Genomic DNA, 20428 nt, shown 5'->3' with positions numbered 1-20428 from the left:
TGGGAAGTACTCCCCTCGCGGAGTCAAGGCTAGGCCAACCCGGGGCCGGACGCCAAGTCACGCCACGGATGATTGCCCTGGTCAACCGCTGGGTCCGCAGCCGGGCCGTGGCGTCGCGGGTCCCGGACCCCTAGGGTGACGCGGGTGACCAACCAGGGACCGCTGACCGGCGTACGGGTGATCGAGCTGGCCGGCATCGGCCCGGGCCCGTTCGCCGCCATGATGCTGGCCGACCTCGGCGCGGACGTGGTGCGCGTCGACCGGGTCGGCGGCGGCGGCTTCGGCGCCTTCCCCGGCGACCTGCTCAACCGCAACCGCCGCTCGCTGGCGGTGGACCTGAAGCAGTCGGCCGGACGGGAACTGGTGCGCGGCCTGGTCGCCGGCGCGGACGCGCTGGTCGAGGGCTTCCGGCCCGGGGTGACCGAACGGCTCGGCCTCGGCCCGGCGGACTGCCTCGCCGCCAACCCGCGTCTGGTCTACGGGCGGATGACCGGCTGGGGGCAGGACGGCCCGCTCGCCTCCACCGCCGGCCACGACATCGACTACCTGGCGTTGACCGGCGCGCTGCACGGCGTGGGCCGGGCCGGCGAGCCGCCGGTGCCGCCGATGAACCTGCTCGGCGACTTCGGCGGCGGCGGCATGATGCTGGCCCTCGGCATGGTCGCGGCGCTGTACGCGGTGCGCGGCGGCGCGCCCGGTCAGGTGGTCGACGCGGCCATCGTGGACGGCGTGTCGGTGCTCGCCACCCAGATCCACGCGCTGCGCGGGCTCGGCCTCTGGCAGGACCGGCGCGGGGTCAACCTGCTCGACGGCGGCGCGCCCTTCTACGACACCTACGAGTGCGCCGACGGCCGGTACGTCGCGGTGGGCGCGCTGGAGCCGCAGTTCTACGCCGCACTGGTGCGGCTCACCGGGTTCCCGCTCGACGGCGACGACGCTCCCGACCGCGACGACCCGGCGAACTGGCCGGCGCTGCGCGCGGCGTGGGCGCGGCTGTTCCGCACGCGTACCCGGGACGAGTGGGCGGCGCTGCTGGACGGCACGGACGCCTGCGTGGCCCCGGTGCTCGACTGGGCGGAGGCCCCGCGGCACCCGCACCTGGCGGCCCGCGAGGTGTTCGTCGCGCCGGACGGGGTCACCCAGCCGGCCCCCGCGCCGCGTTTCTCGGGCACGCCCACGTCGGTCCGCCGGCCCCCGCCCGCGCCGGGCGAGCACACCGACGAGGTGCTCGCCGAGGCGGGCCTCGACGCCGACCGGATCGCCGCGCTGCGCGCCGCCGGCACGGTCGGCTGACGCGTTCGGTGCCGACGCCGGCTCAGCGGCGGCGGGTGGCGGCCGGCGCGAGGGCCGGCTCCACCATGTCCCGGTAGTCCCGGGGCAGCTGCACCACCACGTCCTGGAACTCGCCGCTGCTGATCGCCTCGCGCAGCGTGGCGAACACGGCCCCCACCGCGGTGCGCGCGGTGTTCTCGTCGCAGTCGGCCCGGCGGGCCACCCGGGCGACGAACTCGGCCGCGCCGAACCGCTCGGCCGCCTCGGTACGCGGGTGCGGGCTGAGCAGCCCCCACAGCGGCTTGGGCAGCTGCGCGGCCAGGTCCAGCACCTCGCCGCCGGTCAACCGCTCGGCCAACGTCTCCAGCGTGGCCCGGGTCAACGTCGCCGCCCGGTCCTCGGCGGTGCCGGTGAGCCGGGCGACCCGGCCCACGAAGGTCAGGTAGTGCATCGGTGGTACCCCCTTCGGTGCGCCCCCGCGGCTACCCGTCCCGGCCCGGCGGAAACAGGTGCCGTCGAGGGCGTGACCCGGCGCGCGGCGGGTAACCGCCGCCCGGTCGTGACCGCAACTACTGGCGCGAGGAGCCCGACTGATGGCGAGTTACACGGATGTCCTGGAGTACCTGTCCGCGCTGGACTACCCGGCCGGGAAGGACGACGTCATCCGCGAGGCGGAACGGGAGGGCGCGCCGCCGGACGTGTTGCGGGCGCTGCGCGCGCTGCCTCCGGTGGACTACGCCAACGGCACCGAGGTGGCCCGCTCGGCCGGCATCGACGCCGCTCCGGAGGTGAGCCCGTCGCAGCGCGCGGCGCAGGCCCGGGACCGGCACCCGCGGGTCTCGCAGCACCTGCGCGGCATCTGACCGCTGCGGTGCCGCGCCACCCGGCGGTCCGGGTCCCGGGGCACGTGCCGGCCGCGGTCCAGCTCGCCGTGATGGGGCTGGTCGGCGTCGCCTGCGGCACCGCCGCCGGGGTGCTCGTCCGGCCGGTGCTGGCGCCGCTCGTGGGCTGGGACGCCGCCGCCCTGGCCTGGCTGGCGTTGGAGTGGACCCGGCTGTCCCGGTCGGACGCGGCCCGGACCGCGCGGCTGGCCAAGCTGGAGGACCCCGGGCGGGCGATGCGCGACGCGCTGCTGCTGGCCGCGTGCCTGGGCAGCCTGCTCGCGATGGGCATGGTGTTCACCACCGCCGGTCAGGTGTCGCCCGGGCTGGCCCGGGCCGTGTACGCCGGCCTCGGCGTGCTCAGCGTGGTGCTCTCCTGGTTCGTCGTGCACACCGTCTTCACCACCCGGTACGCGCGGCTCTACTACAGCGGCGAGCCGGGCGGGGTCGACTTCCACCAGGACGAGCCGCCCGACTTCACCGACTTCGCCTACGTGGCGTTCACGGTGGGGACGACGTTCCAGGTGTCCGACACCGACGTGAGCGACCGTACGGTGCGCCGGACCGTGCTGCGCCAGACGCTGCTGTCGTACCTGTTCGGCGCGGTCATCGTCGCCGCGACGGTGAACCTGCTGGCGACCCTGGCCCGCTGAGACGCCCGTCGACAGGCGGGCGCCCCGGGCCACGAACCGCGGCCTGGGGCGCCTCGCAACACCTGTCCCTGGCGGTTCACGCCCGAACCGGGTCGCGACCACCAGGCGGTGGATGTTCGCCCGAACCGGGCGGGCATCGCTGCCACGATCATCATACGATGCGACATCAGCCGAACGGGTGAGAATCGCGGAAGTGTGTCCGGGCGCACGTGCGCGCTCAGCCGGTGACCTCCGCGTAGCGCCGTTCGAGATCCACCCGGGCCAGTGCCCCGACCAGCCAGGACAGCCGTTCCGACTCGCCGCCGCCGGCCAGCCCGGCGAGGTCGGCGGCGGAGCGGCCCAGCCCCAGCCGCCGGGCCGCGGCGAGGGCGCGACGGTCGGCGACCGGGGCCGCCTCCCGCCACAACGCCTGCGCCTCGCGCAGGAACAGGTCGGCGACCCCGTCGTCCACGCCGGGCAGCGCGGTCAGCAGGCGCCGCTCCCCGGCCGGGTCCTGGTGGGCGGTGGTCCGCAGCCGGCGCAGGTCGCCCCGGTACGTCTCGACCAGGGTGCGGGCCAGGTCGCCGAGGGTGTCGGCGAGCGCGGGCAGGTCGCCGCGCAGCCCGGCGTCGCGCAGCACGCGGACCCGGTCGGCGTGCCGGGAGCGGGCCATCCGGGCGGCGCTGTCCCAGCCGGCGTCGCGCAACGCCGTCGCCGCGTCGACCGCGCGGTGGAAGTCGCCCCGGCGGGCGAGCAGCACGGCCAGGTAGAGCACCTGGAACAGCTGGGACGGGTTGTTCGTCACGCGGAACCCGTAGCGTTCGGCGAAGCCGCGCCCGTCCCCGGCGAGCCGGCGGACCAGCCGCTTCTTCTCCTCGACGCTGCGGGTGGCAGTGGTTGTCGGCATGCCGCCGACTACCCCGGCGCGGACGCGCCATTCAGCCGTGCAGGCCGCCGCTGCGGTCGCGGGCCTTGAGCCGGGTGGTGGGCAGGGCGGGTGCGGGCAGCGGCGGCGCGGGGTCGTCGGCGACCGTGCCGAACCGGCGACCGGCCATCCAGTCCTCGCGGGCGGCGGCCACCTCCTCGTGCGACCGGCCGACGAAGTTCCACCACATCACCAGCGGTTCGTCGAACGGGGCGCCGCCGAGCAGCAGCAGCCGGCTGTTCGGGGCCCCGGTCAGCGACAGCGACGTCCGGCCGGCGCCGAGGTAGAGCAGCGCGCCGGGGGCGACGGCCACGCCGTCGGACTCGGCGGAGCCGGACATGGCCAGCAGCCCGTACTCGAAGTCGGGGCGCAGCGGCAGCGTGGCCGGCGCCGTGCCCCGGACCTCGATCTGCGCGCCGACCAGCGGGGTGTACGCCACCGCCGGCGAGCGTTCCCCGCCGAACTCCCCGACCAGCAGGGTGAGGTCGAGGTCGCCGTCGCGCCACCGGGGCAGTTCGGCGTGGTGGTCGAAGTCCGGGTCGCCGGTCCGGGCCGGGTCGGGCAGCGCGACCCACAGCTGCACGCCGTGCATCAGCGGTGGGTGGACCAGTGGGGAGCGTTCCGAGTGGGCGATGCCCCGCCCGGAGGTCATCACGTTGAGCTGCCCCGGGCGGATCGGCTGCACGTTGCCGAGGCTGTCCCGGTGCAGGATCTCCCCGTCGAGCAACCAGGTGACGGTCTGCAGGCCGGTGTGCGGGTGCGGCGGCACCTCCATGCCGGGCCGCTCGGCCACGTCGTCCGGGCCGAAGTGGTCGACGAAGCACCACGCGCCGACCATCCGGCGCTGTCGCTGCGGCAGCAGCCGGCGCACGGTGGTGTAGCGGCCGAGCGGGACGTCGTGCCCGGGAAGCAGCACGCTGCCCGGGTCGGTGGCGCCGACGCCCGGGGGGAGCGTCTGCGCCGGCAGGGATTCGGTACGGTCCACCGCCCGACTCTACGCTCAGTCCGCGACGACGCTCACCGCGTTCGCGCCGGCGACCAGGTCGAGGTAGAGCCGGTCGACCGCCCGGTCCCAGCCGGGGGTGCTGACCAGCTCACCGGCGGCGATCCCGGCGCGACGCTCGTCGTACAGCGCCAGCGAACCGGCGCCGGCGGCGACCCGCACCCGGGCCGGCGGCCCGCCGGGCACGGCGACGGTCAGCTCGCTGACGCCGCCGGTCATCCGCACGGTGAGCGCGCCGTCGAGCGGCGGCAACGACAGCCGGGTACGCGCGGCGCCGCCGATCAGCTCGATCCCGGCCAGCCGGGCCGCGCCCAGGTCGAGCCGCTGCTCGCTGACCCCACCGACGAGCCGCAGCCGCCACGTCACCCGGGAGTTGAGCACCACCTCGACGGCGGAGGGACCGGGCCGGCCGTTCTCCCCGATCCGCAGCCGGACCCGGTCACCGGTCAGCTGCGGGCGCGGGGTCACGCCGGCGTCCTCCGGCGCGCCGATCCGGTAGAGGTCGTCGCCGAGGTCGGCGGCCCGCAGGGTGAAGCTGGTCAGGCCATCGACCAGCTCGAAGTACGCCTGCCGGCGGTCCCCGCGCGGCGCGGTGAGCGTCTCGGCGGCGGCGACCTCGGCGCCGGCCACCCCGCCGGAGCCACCGGCGTCCGTGGCCGGCGACGTGGGCCCGCCGGAGAAGACCGTGCCGAGCCGGGCCGGGTTGGCGAGGGTGACCGCGATCGCCGCCACGCCGAGCACCACGACCAGCACGGCGGCGGCCACCAGCGCCCGGGCGGTGCGCGACCAGCGGGACCCGTTCAGGTCAGGGTCGTCCCCGGATGCCGTCATGGTCGTCCCCTCTCGCCGGTCCCCACTGGCTCATACGTCTCCGTTTCCGCTCCGGTTCATTCCCGCCGGTGCCGCCGGACCCGCGCCGCCGAGGCGGGCGTGCACCTTGGCGACACACGCGGCCAGCGCCGCCTGCGCGTCCAACCCCAGGCTCTCGATGGCCACCAGGGCGGTGAACGCCACGTCGGCCAGTTCCGCGGCGACGTCCTCGCGGGTGTGCGTCACGCCCTTGCGCGGGTTCTGCCCGAGCACCCCGATCCAGGCCGCGGCCACCTCGCCGGCCTCCTCGCCGATCTTCAGGATGCGGCAGGTCAGTTCCGTGTCGCCGGTGCCGTTGGCAGCGTCCAGCCAGGCGCGGGCGTCCCGCGCCGAGGTCCAGATCATGTCGTCCACCCGGCCCAGTGAACCGGACGACGGTGACGATCCGTATCCGGGGGCGGTGCGGGCAACGGTGCCGGCACCGGGAGGCGGAAGGACGTGTCCGTGATGCCGGAGACCGTCGAGACGGTGTTCGCCAAGGTGGTCGCGCGGAACCCGGGCGAGCCCGAGTTCCACCAGGCGGTGCGGGAGGTGCTGGAGAGCATCGGACCGGCCCTGGCCCGGCACCCCGCGTACGCCGAGGTGGTCGAGCGCATCTGCGAGCCGGAGCGGCAGGTCATCTTCCGGGTGCCGTGGGAGGACGACCATGGCCGGGTCCGGGTGAACCGTGGCTTCCGGGTGCAGTTCAACAGCGCGCTGGGCCCGTTCAAGGGCGGGCTGCGCTTCCACCCGTCGGTCTACCTGGGGATCGTGAAGTTCCTCGGCTTCGAGCAGATCTTCAAGAACGCGCTGACCGGCCTGCCGATCGGTGGCGGCAAGGGTGGTGCCGACTTCGATCCCAAGGGCCGCTCCGACCGGGAGGTGATGCGGTTCTGCCAGAGCTTCATGACCGAGCTGTACCGGCACATCGGCCCGCAGACCGACGTGCCGGCCGGGGACGTCGGGGTGGGCGGACGGGAGATCGGTTACCTGTTCGGGCAGTACAAGCGGATCACCAACCGGTACGACGCCGGCGTGCTCACCGGCAAGGGCCTGACGTACGGGGGCGCGCAGGTGCGACGCGAGGCCACCGGCTACGGGGCGGTCTTCTTCGCCGAGGAGATGCTCCGGCAGACCGGGGACAGCCTGGACGGCAAGCGGGTGGTGGTGTCCGGGTCCGGCAACGTGGCCATCTACGCGATCGAGAAGGTGCACCAGCTGGGCGGCACGGTGGTGGCCTGTTCGGACTCCGACGGCTACGTGTTGGACGAGAAGGGCATCGACCTGGCGCTGCTGCGCGAGGTGAAGGAGGAGCGCCGGACCCGGCTGGACGACTACGTGCGGCACGTGCCGCACGCGGTGGCGGTCGCCGGCCGCAGCGTCTGGGAGGTGCCGTGCGACCTGGCGTTGCCGTGCGCCACCCAGAACGAGATCGGCGGCGCGGAGGCGGCGGCGCTGGTGGCCGGCGGCTGCGTCGCCGTGGTGGAGGGCGCGAACATGCCGACCACGCCGGAGGCGGTGCGGATCCTCGGCCGGGCCGGGGTGCGGTTCGCCCCGGGGAAGGCGGCGAACGCGGGCGGGGTGGCGGTGAGCGCGTTGGAGATGCAGCAGAACGCCAGCCGGGACGCGTGGACGTTCGACCGGTCGGAGCAGCGGCTGCGCGAGATCATGCGGGACGTGCACGAGCGGTGCTGGGCGACCGCGGAGGAGTACGGGCTGCCGGGCGACTACGTGGCCGGCGCGAACATCAACGGGTTCCGGCGGGTGGCCGAGGCGATGCTGGCGCACGGCGTGGTCTGAACCGGCCACGGTGGACCGACCGGGCGGTGCCGCGCTGACCGCCCGGTCAGTCAGCGATTGACAGTCCTCGACCCCCGACCTAGGTTCAGGACGCTACCGGCCGGTAGGCATCCGTCCCGCCCGCCGTCCCGCGCACCGGGGCGGCACCCGTCCCCCGGGGAGCAGCGATGCAGACCTCACCCACCCGCCCGCGCCGCCGGCTGGTCGCCGTCGGCGCCGCCCTCGTCCTCGCGCTCGGCCTGACCGGCGCGGCGCCCGCCGCCGCCACCGGCCGCGACGACGGCACCGGCCCGCTGCCCGGCTACACCATCGTCAACCCGCCACTGCCGCCACTGGTCGTCGACGGCGCCGCCACCACCGTCCGGCAGGGCGTGCACGCCCACGCCGGCTACATCGTCGAGGTCCCGGCCCGGTGGAACGGCGACCTGGTGATGTGGGCGCACGGCTACCGCGGCCAGGGCACCGAACTCTCCCCCGAGCCGCCCGCGTTCGACCTGCGGCAGCGCCTGCTGTCCCAGGGATACGCCTGGGCGTCGTCGTCCTACGACCGCAACGGCTACGACATCCGCTCCGGGGTACTGGGCACCCGGGCGCTGGCCGACATGTTCGCCCGCACCGTGCGCCGGCCGCACCGGGTGCTCATCGCCGGGGTCAGCATGGGCGGGCACATCATCGGCCGGTCCCTGGAGCAGTACCCCGGCTACTACGACGGCGCGCTGCCGATGTGCGGGGTGCTCGGCGACCAGGAGCTGTTCGACTACTTCCTCGACTACAACCTGGTGGCGCAGGCGCTGGCCGGGGTGCGGGCCTACCCGACGCCGGCCGACTACCTGACCAACGCGGTGCCCCGGATCCAGGTGGCGCTCGGGCTGGCCGGCCTGACCCCCACCGGCCCGGACACCACCAACGCGCTCGGCAAGCAGCTGCGGGCGGTCACCGTGGCCCGCTCGGGCGGACCGAGGCCGGGCGCCGACGCCGCCTTCGCGGTGTGGAAGGACTTCCTGTTCGGCATCGCCACCACCGACGGCGGCGACTCCCCCGCGCAGCGGCCCGGACAGCTCGCCACGAACCTGTTCACCCGCTACACGCCGAACCAGCCGGTGAACCTCAACGCCACCGTGCAGCGGGTCGCCCCGGAAAACCTGCGCCAGCGGCTCTCCCCCGGGCTGACCGAGGTGCCCCGGATCGCCGGCCGACCCACCGTGCCGGTGCTGAGCCTGCACGACCTGGGCGACCTGTTCGTGCCGTTCAGCATGGAGCAGGCGTACGCCCGGGACGTGGCGTGGCACGGCCGCTCCCGGCTGCTGGTGCAGCGGGCGGTCCGGGCCGCGCAGCACTGCGAGTTCAGCCCGGCCGAGGCCGGCGCCGCCTGGGACGACCTGACCCGCTGGGTACGCACCGGAAAGCGCCCGGCCGGCGACGCGGTCACCGACCCCCGGGCGGTGGCGGCGCCGGACTTCGGCTGCCGGTTCAGCGACCCGGCCGCCTGGGCCGCCGGCGCCGGCACCCGCCGCCTCTACCCCGCCTGCTCCTAGTCCTCCTCCGACGCGTACCAGCCGCCCCGGTAGACGGTGCCCGACCGGGGCGGCGCGTCGGACTCGGCGGCCGCCCGGCGGGAGCGGCGCACCCGGCTGACCACGAACCAGCCGACGCCGGCGACCACGGCGAGGATGACCACGTTCTGCAACGTGCCGACGTACGCCTCGACCACGTGCCAGTTCTCGCCGAGCAGATAGCCGGCGAGCACGAACGCGGTGTTCCAGATCAGGCTGCCCAGCGCGGTGAAGAGCAGGAACACCGGCACCGGCATCCGTTCCACACCGGCCGGTACGGAGATCAGGCTGCGGAAGATCGGAATCATCCGGCCGAAGAACACGGCCTTGACGCCGTGGCGCAGGAACCACGCCTCGGTGCGGTCCACGTCGTCGAGTTTGATCAGGGGCAGCCGGGCGGCCAGCGCACGCATCCGGTCCCGCCCGAGCGCCGCGCCGACGTAGTAGAGCGCCAGCGCGCCCAGCACCGACCCGAGCGTGGTCCACGCGATCGCACCGAGCAGGCTCATCCGGCCCTGGCTGGCGGTGAACCCGGCCAGCGGCAGGATGACCTCGCTGGGGATGGGCGGGAACAGGTTCTCCAGGGCCACCGCGAGCCCGGCCCCGGGGCCACCGAGGCGTTCCACCAGGCCGGTGACCCAGCCGACGGGTCCTTCGCCGGCCGGCTCCGCGGCCCGCGCGGCACTCACCCGGGGGCCGGCGAGGAGCTGTGCGTTTCCGATCATCAGACCACGTTACGGGGCGACGCGGCCGTCGACCACGGAAAGCGGCGCCGGTTACGGTGTGCCCATGCGTAGGCCGCTGCGGGTCGCCGTCGCCCAGCCGCTCACCCGGTCGCACGACGTCGCGGGCAACGCCGAACGGCACGCCGCCGTGGTCCGGTCGGCCGGGGCCCGGGTGGTGGTCTTCCCCGAGCTGTCCCTGACCGGGTACGAACTGGCGGCCGCGCCGGTGGACCCCGCCGACCCCCGCCTCGCCCCGCTGCGCGCGGCCTGCGCGACGACCGGGACGCTGGCGCTGGCCGGCGCGCCGGTGGCCGGGCCGCACATCGGGGTGCTCGCGGTCGACGGCGACGGCGTGCGGGTGGCGTACCGGAAGATGTGGCTGGGTGGCGCGGAGCCGCAGCGGTTCCGGCCGGGCCGCCGGCCGGCGGTGCTCGACGTCGACGGCTGGCGGCTGGGCCTGGCGGTCTGCAAGGACACCGGGGTGCCGGAACACGCGGCGGCGACCGTGACCGCCGGGGCGGACGCCTACCTGGCCGGGGTGCTGGAGTCGGCCGACGACGCGGCGGTCCCCGGGGAGCGCGCCGTGCGCGTCACCGCCGCGCACGGGGTGTGGGTGGCGACGGCCAGCTTCGCCGGCTCGACCGGCGGTGGTTACCCGCGGGCGGCGGGCGGTTCGGGCATCTGGTCGCCGGCGGGCGTCGCGGTGGCCCGGGCCGGCGCCGACGTCGGCGAGGTCGTCGCACGACGATGCTCCGGGCGCCTCAGCCCTCGCCGGCGCCGCCGCCGCGCAGCCGCTCGTAGCCGTCGAGCAGCTTGCGCAACGCGGTGGCGGTGGCGCCGTCGAGCTTGTCGTCGTCGGCCGCGTCCTCGATCTTGTCGCGCAGGTCGTCGACCCGCTTGGCCCGGTCCCTGGGCTTTCCCCGGTCCAGCTCCGCGACCTTCTTGCGCAGGTCGTCGGCGGTCTTGGGGGCGATCAGCCGGGCCGCCTCGGCCCGGTCGACCAACTGGACGAACCGGTCGGCGACCTGACGCAGCGTGACCGGCTCGGGCGCCACGGTGGACGGCGCGGCGCGCGACGGTGTCGGCGGGGAACTGCCCGCGCCGGTGGTGGGTGCGGCCGGCGCGACGGCGGGCGGGGTGCCGGAACCGCCGTCGGACACCAGCGTGCCGACCAGCGCGAGCAGCAGCACCACGGCGCCCGCGACCAGCACCGCGAGGAGCCGGTTCGACGAGACCGCCGGGCGACCCGGCCCGGCGGGCACCGGCGGGACCACGCGGGCCGGAGGCGGGCGCCGCTCGACCAGTGTGGGCGGGTGCGGCGTCGGGGACAGCGTGGGCAGGATCGCGGTCGGCGGGTCGACCGGGCGGCCCGCGCCGAGCCGGTCGGCGAGCAGCGCCGCGCCGGGCCGCCGGGCCGGGTCCACCGCCAGGCAGGCCAGGACCAGGTCGGCGACGTCGGCGGGCAGGCCGGGAACGCGCAGCGGCGGCACCGGGGGGCGGTGCGCGCGCAGGTCGACGACGTCGTCCCAGGTCTGCACCGGCAGCGGGGCCCGGCCGGTGAGCGCGCGGTAGAGCAACGCGCCGAGGGCGTAGACGTCGCCGGCCGGGTTCGCCGGGCCCGGGTCGAGCCGTTCCGGGGCGAAGTAGGCCGGGGTGCCCATCAACAGCTCACCGGTCTGCCCGACCGCCTGCGGGCCGGCCGGCGCGGCGATGCCGAAGTCGAGCACCTTCGCGCCGGTCTCGGTGAGCATCACGTTGGCCGGCTTGATGTCGCGGTGCACCACGCCGATCCGGTGGGCGGCGGCCAGCGCGGCGGCGACCTGCCCGGCCATCCGGACCGCGTCCGGCCAGGCGAGCGGCCCGCCGGCCAGCCGGTCTGCCAGGGTCCGCCCGTCCACCAGTTCCATGACCAGGTACGGCACCACCGCGCCGTCGGGCAGGGCCGCCTCGCCGTAGTCGTACACCTGGGTCACGTGCGGGTGGGTGAGCCGCGCCGCCGCGCGGGCCTCGCGTTGGATGGTGGCGCGCCACTGCGGGTCGGCGACGAGCCGGCCGGCGAGGGCCTTGACCGCGACGGGGCGGTGCAGGACCTCGTCGTCGGCGCGCCACACCTCGGACATCCCGCCGAGGCCGATGCGCTCGCGCAGGACGTACCGGTCGTGCAGCCGCAGGCTGGGCGTGAACGGCGACATGATGTCCCAGTCTGCCTGCCCGGCCCACGTGCGCGCCAACCAGCGGGGTCAGGGTTTGCGGGCCACCCCGCCGTACATGCTCACGTCGGCCACCGAGGGGCGCGGCTCGGGCTCGTCGTCGGCACGCCACTCGGCCACCGAGCAGACGCCCGGCTCGATCAGCTCCAGGCCGTCGAAGAACCGGACGACCTCGTCCCGGGCGCGCAGGTTGATCACGCCGTGCGGGCCGCCGCCACGGGCCGCCGCCTTCGCCTCCTCGGCCACCGCCGGCGGCAGGTAGTCGTGGGTGGCGTGGGAGGCGGCCAGGTAGCTGCCGGCGGGCAGCGCGTCCAGCAGCCGGGTGACGGTGGTGTAGGGGTCGTCACCGTCGGGCACGAAGTGCAGCACCGCCACCAGCATCAACGCCACCGGCTCGGACAGGTCGAGGGTGCGGCGCAGGTCGGGGTGGGCGAGGATCCGCTCCGGGTCGCGCAGGTCGGCGTCGAGGTAGGCGGTCGCGCCCTCGGCCGAGCTGGTCAGCAGCGCGCGGGCGTGGGCCAGCACGATCGGGTCGTTGTCGACGTAGACCACCCGGGCGCGCGGGTCGATCGACTGCGCCACCTCGTGGGTGTTGTCGGCGGTGGGGATGCCGGTGCCGATGTCGAGGAACTGGCGGATCCCCGCCTCGCCGGCCAGGTGGCGCACGGCGCGCCGCAGGAACCGGCGGTTCTCCACCGCGCTGAGCCGGATGGTCGGGAAGCGGGCGGCCATCGCGTCGCCGGACTCGCGGTCGGCCTGGAAGTTGTCCTTGCCGCCCAGCCAGTAGTTGTAGCGCCGGGCCGGGTGCGCCACGGAGGTGTCGATCCGGTCGCCCGGGTGGCCCGTCTCGGTCGCCGTCCCGGATGCTTCGCTGGTCAAGGCCGCCTCCACGACTCGCGCGCCACCGCCGTCGGATGACGTCCGTCCACAATCGTCGGTACCCGGGTCATGCTAGCGCCCGGCGGCGCGACGGTCAGGCCCGGTACAGCTCGTCGCGCAGGCGGGTGAGCAGCTCGGCGGTGCGCTCCGGCGGCGCGGCCTCGACGCACAGCCGTTCCATCGCCTCGGCGTAGAAGTCGAGGTCGTCGCGCTTGTCCAGGTAGATCGCGCTGGTCAACTGCTCGATGTAGACGATGTCGGGCAGGTCCTGGTCGCCGAAGCGCAGGATGCTGAAGGCTCCGCTGGCCGCGGCGTGGCCGCCGGCCGAGAACGGGACGATCTGCAGCCGCACGTGCGGCGAGGCGGTGGCCGCGATCAACGCGTCCAGCTGTTCGCGCATCACCGCGGCGCCGCCGATCGGGCGTCGCAGCGCGGCCTCGTCGAGCACCGCCCACAGCTGCGGCGGGTCGCTGCGCCGCAGCAGCTCCTGACGCTCCATCCGCAGGTCGACGCGGCGGTCCAGCTCCGCCGGCGACGCGCCGCGGTGCCCGAGCAGGATCACCTCCCGGGCGTAGGCGGCGGTCTGCAACAGGCCGGGCACGAACTGCACCTCGTACGTGCGGATCATCGCCGCCGCCGCCTCCAGCCCGAGGTAGGACTGGAACCAGGTGGGCAGCACGTCGCCGTAGCGGTGCCACCAGCCCGGGCTGTTCGCGTCGCGGGCCAGCTTGAGCAGCGCGGCGCGCTCGTCGGGAGCGGTGACCCCGTAGAGCGTGAGCAGGTCGGCGACGTCGCGCTCCTTGAAGCCGACCCGGCCCAGCTCCATCCGGCTGATCTTCGACTCGGAGGAGCGGATCTCCCAGCCGGCGCTCTCCCGGCTGACCCCCGCGCCCTCCCGCAGCCGGCGCAACTGCGCCCCGAGCAGCATGCGCAGCACGGTCGGACCGCTGGTCGGACCACCCTCGACGGGCACCGTCGCCACCTGACCGCCCTCGCATCCCGACTGCCGCGACCGGGTGCCCTCCCGGCCGACGAGTAAGCATGCCATGAACCGACAGTGAGGTGAACTCCTCCGGACGGACGAGTTAGTCCCGTGGACGGGACGGCCGGATCAGGTGGTCGAAGTCGCCGTCCCGGGCGCCCAGCACGAACGCCGCGATCTCGTCCACCGTGTAGATGAGCGCCGGCCCCTCCGGGTGGCGGGAGTTGCGCACCGCGATGCCGGTGCCGCCGGGCAACTCGGCCAACTCGACGCAGTTGCCGCTGGGGTTGCTGCGGCGGCTCTTCAACCAGCTCACGGGGGGCAGTTCGGTCACGGGTACGCCGTTCGGCGGTTGTTGCATGGGCGTCCTTCGGAAAGCGCCAGCCGAGGCCGCGGGGAGGAGCGTCTGTCGACTGAGGAGTGAGATGCACGTGCATCTGCTATTGCATCTGCAATGGACAGCGAGCATGATAACCGAACGTACGGTGTGCCGGGTCGCTCACGTTCGGTGACCCGAACCCGGCCCCCGGATGCCGCCCGCGCGGCCGGGGACTGCGGTGAGGAGGGTGCGTGCCGGATCCGATGACCGTCGCCTCCGGCATCTCCGCCGCGGGCGCGCTGGTGTCCGCGTGGCAGCTACGCCGTCGGGCGGTCCGTGCCGAGGCCGAGATCCAGCTGCTCCAGGCCGAGCTGGCCGCCGAGCGGCACGCCGCCAGCCACGACCCGCTGACCGGCCTGCCCAACCGCCGCGCGTTCTTCCGGTTGGCCGCCGCCCTGCTCACCGACCCCAGCGGCCAGCCACTGGTCGCGGTGGTGCTCGACCTCGACGACTTCAAGCAGGTCAACGACCGCTACGGGCACGCCGCCGGCGACCAGGTCCTGGTCAGCACGGCGCAGCGGCTGGCCGCGTTCGCCGGCAACAACCTGGTGGCCCGGCTCGGCGGCGACGAGTTCGCCGGCCTGCTGGTCAGCCCGGCGCACGACCGACGCTGGATCGAGCACGCGACCCGCCGGCTCTGCGAGGCGCTCGCCGCGCCGATCCCGCTGGGCGGGCGCAGCATCCGGGTCACCGCCTCGGTCGGGCTCGCCCCGGTGCACGGCCCCGCCCAGCTCACCGACGCGCTCTGCCGCGCCGACGCGGCCATGTACGAGGCGAAGACGCTCGGCGCCGGCCGCCCCACCCGTCAGCTCGTCGCCGAGTGCTGACCGCGCGCCGGGCCTGGCCCGGGTTCGCTCAGCGCCAGCCGTAGCCCGCCCGCAGCGCCTGGCCGATCCGGTCGAAGCGGGGCCGGTCCAGCACCGCGCCCTCCCGGCGGATGCTGTCCTCGCGCATGGTGAGCACCCGGTCCAGCCGGACCCAGCTGGGTCGTCGGTCCCGGTCCCACTCCCCCGGGCCGAGCGACAGCCAGTGCCGCTGCCCGTCCCGGTCGCCCTGGCTGGACAGCATCAGCCCGAAGAGCGTGCGGCTGTGCCGACCCACCACCAGCACCGGGCGGTCCTTGCCCTGGCGCGGGTCGTCCTCGTAGGGCACCCAGGTCCAGACGATCTCCCCCGGGTCCGCCTGCCCGTCCGGCTCCGGCGCGTACGACAGCTCGCGGCGCTGCAACGCGCTGACCTGGCGGCGGCGCGCGACCTGGGCCGGGATGTGCCCGCCCGGGCGGGCGGGCGCGGCGGCGCCCCCGGTGATCCGGCCGAGCCGGGACGCCACGTTCCTCAACAGACCTGCCACGGCGGGCAGCCTATCCCGTCGCCGCCGGGAGGGAATCCGGTGGCGGCCGGGCCACCCGGTTCGCCACCATGCCCCGGTGACCGTTCCCCGCCACCAGATCCGGGCCGCCTTCACCGCCGACACCGTGACCGTCTACCAGGCGTACCCGCCGGAGATCGCCGGTGCGGCGCTGGCCGCCGGGCGGTTCGTGCCACCGTTCAAGCGGGAGCGGATGACCTGGATCAAGCCGTCGTTCCGCTGGATGATGTACCGCTGCGGCTGGGCGCTCAAGCCCGGGCAGGAGCGGGTGCTCGCGGTGGAGATCAGCCGGGCCGGCTTCGAGTGGGCGCTCGGGCACGCCTGCCTGAGCGCCCACGACCCGCGGCGGCATCCGGACTCCGACGCCTGGCGGCGGCAGCTGCGCACCAGCCCGGTGCGGGTGCAGTGGGATCCGGAACGCTCGCTGCGGCTGGCCCCGCTGCCGTACCGGTCGGTGCAGGTGGGCCTCTCCGGCGAGGCGGTGCACCGGTACGTCGACGAGTGGCTCGTCGGGCTGACCGACGTCACCGCACTGGCCCGGTCCGTTCACGAGCGGCTCACGGAGGGGGACGAGCCCGGGGCGGCGGCGCTGCTGCCGGTGGAACTGCCGTACCCGCTGCCGCCCGAGGTCGCCCGGGTGATCGACGCCGACTGACCGGTCGGCCGGCGTGTCGGATGACCGTCACGCGGCGTACGCGCTCCGACCCTCCTCCGACCGTGACGATGGGGACGGCGGAAGGAGGGCGGCCGTGTTCGCGCAGACGCTGCTCACGAAGCTGGCCGAGGAGTTGCTGAAACTGCTCGTCGAGTGGCTGGCCCCGAAGGTGCTGCGATCGGTGCCGCACCTGGCCCCGCCGGACTGCCCGCGCTGCGGCGGGTACGGCGTGGCCCGGTGGGCGCCCCGGTGGGCGACGACGGCGTTCGTGCTCTCCGTGCTCACCTTCGCCTGGGGGTTCACCGCGACGGTGCTGGGCCTGCCGGTGGTCGTCCTCGTCGCGGCGGTCGGGGTGCGTACCGCGTGGCACGGGGACCTGGTGGTGGCGCTGCCCGGCCTGCTCGCGCCGCTGGGCCTGGTGGGGTCGGGCGCGGTGACGGTCGCCGGCGCCACCGGGATGGCCTGGTACCACAGCTTCCCGCCCCGGCTGTGCCGGCGCTGTCACGGGCGGTGGCCCCGCCGGGACCGGGCGGACTATCTGCGGATGGTGCGGTCGGTGGTGTTCGCCTGTCGGTGCGGCCAGCGGCTGCGCGCGCCGGGCACCCCGGCCGGCGTCCGGGTGCGCTGCCCCCGCTGCGGCACCGAGCGGCTGGCGCCGACCGTCGGCTGAGGCGGTCGGCGGGACCCTCCCTAGGCTGGGGGCGTGGAGTTGCCTCGCGATCTGCCACTGTTCGAGCGGACGGCGGTGCGGCTGGTGGTGCTCGACGCCGCCGATCGGCTGCTGCTGTTCCACACCCGCGACCCCGAGCATCCCGACCTGGGGGTCTGGTGGGAGCTGCCCGGCGGCGGGCTGGACCCGGGCGAGACGTACCGGGAGGCGGCGGTGCGCGAGCTGCGCGAGGAGACCGGCATCGTGGTCGCGCCGGGGGAGATCGGCGCGCCCACCTGGCGGCGGCGGGCCAGTTTCCGGCACCGGCAGCGGCGGCACCTGCAGGACGAGGTGGTGGTGCCGGTGCGGCTGCCCTGGCCCGGGCCCGACGTGGACGGGGCGCAGCGGTTGGACTACGAGGTGGAGGACTACTTCGGGTTCCGGTGGTGGCCGGTGGCCGAGGTGCTCGCCGACCGGCCGCGCTGCTATCCGGGCCGGCTGCCGGAGCTGCTGGCGGCGTTCCTCGCCGGTGAGGAGATCGACGAGCCGTTCGAGCTGTGGTCCTGAGCGGGCGTGCCGGTGGGCCGGTCAGCGGGCAGAGTGGGGCGGGTGAACCCTCTCGACGCACCCCTGGCCCACTACGCCGAGCGGCTGCACGGCGCCGCCGGTGACACCCACCACGTCGCCTCCCCGCTGGGCGCCTGGCTGCTGCTGGCGCTGACCGGTCCGGCCGCCACCGGCGAGGCCCGGGCGGCGCTGGCCGACGCGCTCGGCGTCGACCCGGACGACGCCGCCGCCTCGGCCCGGGCGCTGCTCGCCGCGCCGCACCCGATGGTCGCCGCGGCCGCCGCGCTCTGGGAACGCACGCCCGTCGACGAGTTGGCCGAGTGGCGCGCCGGCCTGCCCGACCACACCGAGCGCGGCGCGCTGCCCGACCAGGCCGCGCTGGATGCCTGGGCCCGGGAGCGCACCGGCGGGCTGGTCGAGCGCTTCCCGGTCGACGTCACCCCGGAGACCGTGCTGGTCCTGGCCAACGCGCTGGCCACCCGGGTGTCCTGGGCCGACCCGTTCGAGGTGGCGCCGGCGGCGGAGCTGGGCGCGGGCAGCGCCTGGGCGGGCCGGCTGCGGCAGGTGCTGCGCACGCCACCGTTCGGGCACCGCTGCTGGGTCTCGACCACCGGACGGGCCGGCGACGTGGCGGTGCACGTGGCCCCGGCACGCGCCGGCGACGACGGTGCCGGGATGCTGGTGGTGTCCGTGGCCGCCGCGCCGCAGGTGCCGGCCGCCGACGTGCTCGCCGCCGCCCGGGAGCTGGCCGTGGCCACGGCCACCGTGCCGGACGGTCCGGTGCCGGGGCGCCGGTCGCTGTTCGACCTGCCGCTGGGCGAGACTCCGCTGTGGCGCCTGCGCGAGGAGCCGACCCGGACGTTCGCCCCGGACGGCCGGGAGGAGCACGCCACCGCCGTGCTGCCCTGCTGGTCGGCGCGCAGCCGGCACGACCTCACGCCGGCCGGTTTCGGGTTCGACGCGGCGGCGCGGGCGCTGGGTGGGCTGCTCGGGTTGGCCGAGCCGCCGTTCGAGGCGGCACAGTCGACGGTGGCCCGGTTCGGGCGCTACGGCTTCGAGGCGGCCGCGGTGACCGCGTTCGGGATGGCGACCGGGCTGCCGCCGGAGGGCGTCGCCCGGGTGGCCGACCTGCGCTTCGCCCATCCGTACGCGGTGGTCGCGGTCGCCACCGACGAGGCCGGCGGGCCGTGGCACGCCCTCCCGGTCTACTCCGCCTGGGTCACCGACCCGGACGACCTGCCCGCCGACGAGGCGGACTAGCGGGCGCGGGTGCTCAGGTGCGCGGGCCCAGGAACAGGCCGCCGGTGGCGTCGATGACCTGACCGGTCACCCACCGCGCGGCGTCGGAGGCGAGGAACGCGACCACGTCGGCGACGTCGTCGGGCCCGCCCAGCCGGTCGAGCGCGGTCATCCCGGTGATCAGCTCGGTGAGGCCCGGCGTCTCGAAGACCGGGCCGTTGGTCGCGGTCCGGGTGGCGCCGGGCGCGACCGCGTTCACCGTGATGCCCCGGGCGCCGACCTGGTTGGCCAGGGTCAGGGTCATCGTCTCGATCGCGCCCTTGGTCATGGCGAACGACGTCTGGGTGGCGTTCGCCATCCGGGTCGCCGCGGACGAGATCGTGATGATCCGGCCGCCGTCGCGGAGCAGGGGCAACGCCCGTTCGACGATGAAGTACGGCGCCCGGACGTTGACCGCGAAGAGATGGTCGAAGGCCGCCCGGGTGGTGGCGCCGAGCGGGCCGGCGGGTGGCGCCGCCGCGTTGTTGACGAGGATGTCGAGCGGTCGACCGGCCAGGCGGGCGCCGACGCCGGCGAACAGCGTCTCGACGTCTCCGTCCACGCCCAGTTCCGCGCCGACGGCGTACGCGGTGCCACCGGCCCGCACGATCCGCTCGACCGTCGCGGCCGCGCCGGCCTCGTCGGTGCCGAAGTGCGCGACGACCACCGCTCCCCGCGCGGCCAGTCGGACGGCGATCGCCTGCCCGATCCCGCGCGACGCGCCGGTCACCAGGGCTGTCCTGCCGGTCAGATCGCTCATGACGTGAGTCGCTCCCCAATTGTTAGCTACTAACAAGCTGATAGTGTCTATCACATGACTGGGCGGCGAACCACCCTCCGGGAGCAGCGACGGGCCGAGACGCAGCGCCTGATCCAGGCACACGCGGTGCGACTGTTCGCCGCGCGCGGATACGACGACACGACCGTCAACGACGTCGCCGAGGCCGCCGGCGTGTCCGCGATGACGGTGTACCGGCACTTCCCCACGAAGGAGGACCTCGTCCTGGCCGACCGCAACGGCCCGCTGGTCGCCGAGCGGATCGCCGCGACGCCGGCCGGGCAGCCCCTCGTCCGCCGCATCGGCAGCGCGCTGGTGGAGTCGGCCCGGTCGCTGACCGAGGGCGACGACCGTTTCCTCCTCGCCCGCCTACGCCTGATGATCGCGACGCCGGCGCTGCGCGCCCGACACCTGGACAACCACTACCTGCTGCAACAGGCCATCGTGGACGGGCTCGGCGAGGAGGCCGCCGACCCCGACTCGGCGTTCCGCGCCGCGGCCGCGGCGAGCGCCTGCCTGGCCGTCATGCACACCGCGCTGGTGCGGTGGGCGGAGGACGACGGCCGCGCCGACCTTCCCGACCTGATCGCGACGGCACTGGCCGCCGCCTTCACCATCCCCGACCCCGCCCGGCCCGATCCCCGGTGACCAAGGAGGTCGCGTCGCCGTGACGGTCCGGGAGCCGGTGCGCGCCGCCGACGGTCCCGCGACCGGCGGCGCGCACCGGGTCCGGACCCGCGGGCGGCGCGGGTGGTCGGCGAGCCGGCCACGACGGAGAACCCGGGCCGCACCACACCTCGCGGAGGTGGACCGGACCCCGGGACGTCACCTGGGAAGCAGAATAGGACTCGATTTCTCGTCGAGAAGAGCATCGATCCGGGTCGAGCCGAAGGGGCGAGCGCCGGTGGACCGGGGGCGGAGGAGTCCGTCCGATCGTCCGGCTAGCAACCAGACCATTTTCGGCGTAAGCGCCTACTCGCGAGTAATTTTCCGGTGAAAATACTTTCCGGCCGCGGAATCTTCGCCTCACGGCCCTTGCGCGG

General features: G+C 75.3%; 23 protein-coding genes and 1 pseudogene. 12 read left to right on the top strand and 12 right to left on the bottom strand.

All coding sequences use genetic code 11. The features are described from left to right. Window positions 1-135: 135 nt before the first annotated feature. The gene (locus O7600_RS01740; protein WP_281591962.1) at window positions 136-1293 is read left to right on the top strand and encodes a CaiB/BaiF CoA-transferase family protein; all 1158 of its coding nucleotides are present in this window, start codon (window positions 136-138) and stop codon (window positions 1291-1293) included. A 22-nt stretch (window positions 1294-1315) separates the two neighbouring features. On the opposite strand, the gene O7600_RS01735 is transcribed toward O7600_RS01740, so the two are convergent. Continuing rightward, window positions 1316-1723 (bottom strand): DUF2267 domain-containing protein, encoded by a 408-nt coding sequence (locus O7600_RS01735; protein ID WP_091575483.1) that lies wholly within the window; start codon window positions 1721-1723, stop codon window positions 1316-1318. A gap of 142 nt (window positions 1724-1865) precedes the next feature. On the opposite strand from O7600_RS01735, the gene O7600_RS01730 reads away from it, so the two are divergent. Together O7600_RS01730 and O7600_RS01725 are read left to right on the top strand one after the other, a co-directional pair. Continuing rightward, the gene (locus O7600_RS01730) at window positions 1866-2135 is read left to right on the top strand and encodes a DUF2795 domain-containing protein (RefSeq protein WP_091575486.1); all 270 of its coding nucleotides are present in this window, start codon (window positions 1866-1868) and stop codon (window positions 2133-2135) included. A gap of 44 nt (window positions 2136-2179) precedes the next feature. Further along, window positions 2180-2806 carry a DUF1345 domain-containing protein gene (locus tag O7600_RS01725; protein ID WP_281591961.1) on the top strand — a complete coding sequence of 209 codons (627 nt, stop codon included), beginning with the start codon at window positions 2180-2182 and terminating at the stop codon, window positions 2804-2806. Window positions 2807-3023: 217 nt separating this feature from the next. On the opposite strand, the gene O7600_RS01720 is transcribed toward O7600_RS01725, so the two are convergent. From O7600_RS01720 to O7600_RS01705, 4 genes are read right to left on the bottom strand one after another with little or no spacing between them, the layout of a single operon-like run. Then, window positions 3024-3692 carry a hypothetical protein gene (locus tag O7600_RS01720; RefSeq protein WP_281591960.1) on the bottom strand — a complete coding sequence of 223 codons (669 nt, stop codon included), beginning with the start codon at window positions 3690-3692 and terminating at the stop codon, window positions 3024-3026. 31 nt (window positions 3693-3723) lie between these two features. Further along, on the bottom strand, window positions 3724-4695 hold the full coding sequence (locus tag O7600_RS01715; protein WP_281591959.1) for a pirin family protein: 972 nt from the start codon (window positions 4693-4695) through the stop codon (window positions 3724-3726). Window positions 4696-4710: 15 nt separating this feature from the next. Next, window positions 4711-5544 carry a hypothetical protein gene (locus O7600_RS01710; protein WP_281591958.1) on the bottom strand — a complete coding sequence of 278 codons (834 nt, stop codon included), beginning with the start codon at window positions 5542-5544 and terminating at the stop codon, window positions 4711-4713. A gap of 30 nt (window positions 5545-5574) precedes the next feature. Continuing rightward, window positions 5575-5937, bottom strand: coding sequence for a MazG-like family protein (locus tag O7600_RS01705; protein WP_348651365.1), 363 nt, complete (start codon window positions 5935-5937; stop codon window positions 5575-5577). 93 nt (window positions 5938-6030) lie between these two features. Here O7600_RS01705 and gdhA point away from each other — a divergent pair, with 93 nt between their 5' ends. After that, complete coding sequence (gdhA, locus tag O7600_RS01700; RefSeq protein WP_281594046.1) at window positions 6031-7362, top strand: NADP-specific glutamate dehydrogenase; 1332 nt, start codon at window positions 6031-6033, stop codon at window positions 7360-7362. Between the two features lie 167 nt (window positions 7363-7529). Further along, the gene (locus O7600_RS01695; RefSeq protein WP_281591957.1) at window positions 7530-8897 is read left to right on the top strand and encodes a hypothetical protein; all 1368 of its coding nucleotides are present in this window, start codon (window positions 7530-7532) and stop codon (window positions 8895-8897) included. Here the strand turns inward: O7600_RS01695 and O7600_RS01690 are convergent. After that, window positions 8894-9640 (bottom strand): DedA family protein, encoded by a 747-nt coding sequence (locus tag O7600_RS01690; protein ID WP_281591956.1) that lies wholly within the window; start codon window positions 9638-9640, stop codon window positions 8894-8896. The two genes, O7600_RS01695 and O7600_RS01690, sit on opposite strands and share 4 nt — an antisense overlap. 64 nt (window positions 9641-9704) lie before the next feature. On the opposite strand from O7600_RS01690, the pseudogene O7600_RS01685 reads away from it, so the two are divergent. After that, window positions 9705-10361: pseudogene (locus O7600_RS01685) on the top strand (carbon-nitrogen hydrolase family protein); the annotation flags it as partial. Window positions 10362-10401: 40 nt separating this feature from the next. On the opposite strand, the gene O7600_RS01680 reads toward O7600_RS01685, so the two are convergent. From O7600_RS01680 to O7600_RS01665, 4 genes are all read right to left on the bottom strand, one after another. Continuing rightward, complete coding sequence (locus tag O7600_RS01680; protein ID WP_281591955.1) at window positions 10402-11832, bottom strand: serine/threonine-protein kinase; 1431 nt, start codon at window positions 11830-11832, stop codon at window positions 10402-10404. Between the two features lie 48 nt (window positions 11833-11880). After that, window positions 11881-12729: an SAM-dependent methyltransferase gene (locus O7600_RS01675; RefSeq protein ID WP_281591954.1), complete on the bottom strand. Its 849-nt coding sequence runs from the start codon at window positions 12727-12729 to the stop codon at window positions 11881-11883. Window positions 12730-12823: 94 nt separating this feature from the next. Next, the gene (locus O7600_RS01670) at window positions 12824-13711 is read right to left on the bottom strand and encodes a helix-turn-helix transcriptional regulator (RefSeq protein ID WP_281591953.1); all 888 of its coding nucleotides are present in this window, start codon (window positions 13709-13711) and stop codon (window positions 12824-12826) included. Window positions 13712-13814: 103 nt separating this feature from the next. Further along, window positions 13815-14072, bottom strand: a complete 258-nt coding sequence (locus O7600_RS01665; protein ID WP_091576329.1) for a DUF397 domain-containing protein — start codon at window positions 14070-14072, stop codon at window positions 13815-13817. Between the two features lie 209 nt (window positions 14073-14281). On the opposite strand from O7600_RS01665, the gene O7600_RS01660 reads away from it, so the two are divergent. Continuing rightward, the gene (locus O7600_RS01660) at window positions 14282-14917 is read left to right on the top strand and encodes a GGDEF domain-containing protein (RefSeq protein ID WP_091576331.1); all 636 of its coding nucleotides are present in this window, start codon (window positions 14282-14284) and stop codon (window positions 14915-14917) included. Window positions 14918-14945: 28 nt separating this feature from the next. Here the strand turns inward: O7600_RS01660 and O7600_RS01655 are convergent, their stop codons facing one another. Continuing rightward, complete coding sequence (locus O7600_RS01655; RefSeq protein ID WP_281591952.1) at window positions 14946-15440, bottom strand: type II toxin-antitoxin system PemK/MazF family toxin; 495 nt, start codon at window positions 15438-15440, stop codon at window positions 14946-14948. A gap of 76 nt (window positions 15441-15516) precedes the next feature. On the opposite strand from O7600_RS01655, the gene O7600_RS01650 reads away from it, so the two are divergent. From O7600_RS01650 to O7600_RS01635, 4 genes are all read left to right on the top strand, one after another. Then, a complete protein-coding gene (locus tag O7600_RS01650; RefSeq protein ID WP_281591951.1) occupies window positions 15517-16113 on the top strand; it encodes a DUF4291 domain-containing protein in 597 nt (198 codons plus the stop codon). A 94-nt stretch (window positions 16114-16207) separates the two neighbouring features. Beyond that, a complete protein-coding gene (locus O7600_RS01645) occupies window positions 16208-16783 on the top strand; it encodes a hypothetical protein (protein WP_281591950.1) in 576 nt (191 codons plus the stop codon). Window positions 16784-16816: 33 nt separating this feature from the next. Continuing rightward, complete coding sequence (locus tag O7600_RS01640) at window positions 16817-17329, top strand: NUDIX domain-containing protein (protein ID WP_281591949.1); 513 nt, start codon at window positions 16817-16819, stop codon at window positions 17327-17329. 42 nt (window positions 17330-17371) lie between these two features. Further along, on the top strand, window positions 17372-18589 hold the full coding sequence (locus tag O7600_RS01635; RefSeq protein WP_281591948.1) for a hypothetical protein: 1218 nt from the start codon (window positions 17372-17374) through the stop codon (window positions 18587-18589). A gap of 13 nt (window positions 18590-18602) precedes the next feature. Here the strand turns inward: O7600_RS01635 and O7600_RS01630 are convergent, their stop codons facing one another. Beyond that, the gene (locus O7600_RS01630) at window positions 18603-19367 is read right to left on the bottom strand and encodes an SDR family oxidoreductase (RefSeq protein ID WP_281591946.1); all 765 of its coding nucleotides are present in this window, start codon (window positions 19365-19367) and stop codon (window positions 18603-18605) included. Window positions 19368-19421: 54 nt separating this feature from the next. Here O7600_RS01630 and O7600_RS01625 point away from each other — a divergent pair, with 54 nt between their 5' ends. Then, on the top strand, window positions 19422-20033 hold the full coding sequence (locus O7600_RS01625) for a TetR/AcrR family transcriptional regulator (protein WP_281591945.1): 612 nt from the start codon (window positions 19422-19424) through the stop codon (window positions 20031-20033). The last annotated feature ends 395 nt before the right edge of the window (window positions 20034-20428 follow it).

Source organism: Micromonospora sp. WMMA1998 (assembly GCF_027497375.1).
Classification (GTDB): domain Bacteria; phylum Actinomycetota; class Actinomycetes; order Mycobacteriales; family Micromonosporaceae; genus Micromonospora; species Micromonospora sediminicola.
Note: the sequence above shows the minus strand (reverse complement) of the source record. Positions and strands in the feature narration are given on the sequence as shown.

Excerpts from the sequence above, each read along its gene's own strand:
- O7600_RS01735 (WP_091575483.1), bottom strand. The coding sequence starts at position 1,723 with ATGCACTACCTGACCTTCGTGGGCCGGGTCGCCCGGCTCACCGGCACC.
- O7600_RS01730 (WP_091575486.1), top strand. The coding sequence starts at position 1,866 with ATGGCGAGTTACACGGATGTCCTGGAGTACCTGTCCGCGCTGGACTAC.
- O7600_RS01720 (WP_281591960.1), bottom strand. The coding sequence starts at position 3,692 with ATGCCGACAACCACTGCCACCCGCAGCGTCGAGGAGAAGAAGCGGCTG.
- O7600_RS01710 (WP_281591958.1), bottom strand. The coding sequence starts at position 5,544 with ATGACGGCATCCGGGGACGACCCTGACCTGAACGGGTCCCGCTGGTCG.
- gdhA (WP_281594046.1), top strand. The coding sequence starts at position 6,031 with ATGCCGGAGACCGTCGAGACGGTGTTCGCCAAGGTGGTCGCGCGGAAC.
- O7600_RS01695 (WP_281591957.1), top strand. The coding sequence starts at position 7,530 with ATGCAGACCTCACCCACCCGCCCGCGCCGCCGGCTGGTCGCCGTCGGC.
- O7600_RS01690 (WP_281591956.1), bottom strand. The coding sequence starts at position 9,640 with ATGATCGGAAACGCACAGCTCCTCGCCGGCCCCCGGGTGAGTGCCGCG.
- O7600_RS01680 (WP_281591955.1), bottom strand. The coding sequence starts at position 11,832 with ATGTCGCCGTTCACGCCCAGCCTGCGGCTGCACGACCGGTACGTCCTG.
- O7600_RS01665 (WP_091576329.1), bottom strand. The coding sequence starts at position 14,072 with ATGCAACAACCGCCGAACGGCGTACCCGTGACCGAACTGCCCCCCGTG.
- O7600_RS01630 (WP_281591946.1), bottom strand. The coding sequence starts at position 19,367 with ATGAGCGATCTGACCGGCAGGACAGCCCTGGTGACCGGCGCGTCGCGC.
- O7600_RS01625 (WP_281591945.1), top strand. The coding sequence starts at position 19,422 with ATGACTGGGCGGCGAACCACCCTCCGGGAGCAGCGACGGGCCGAGACG.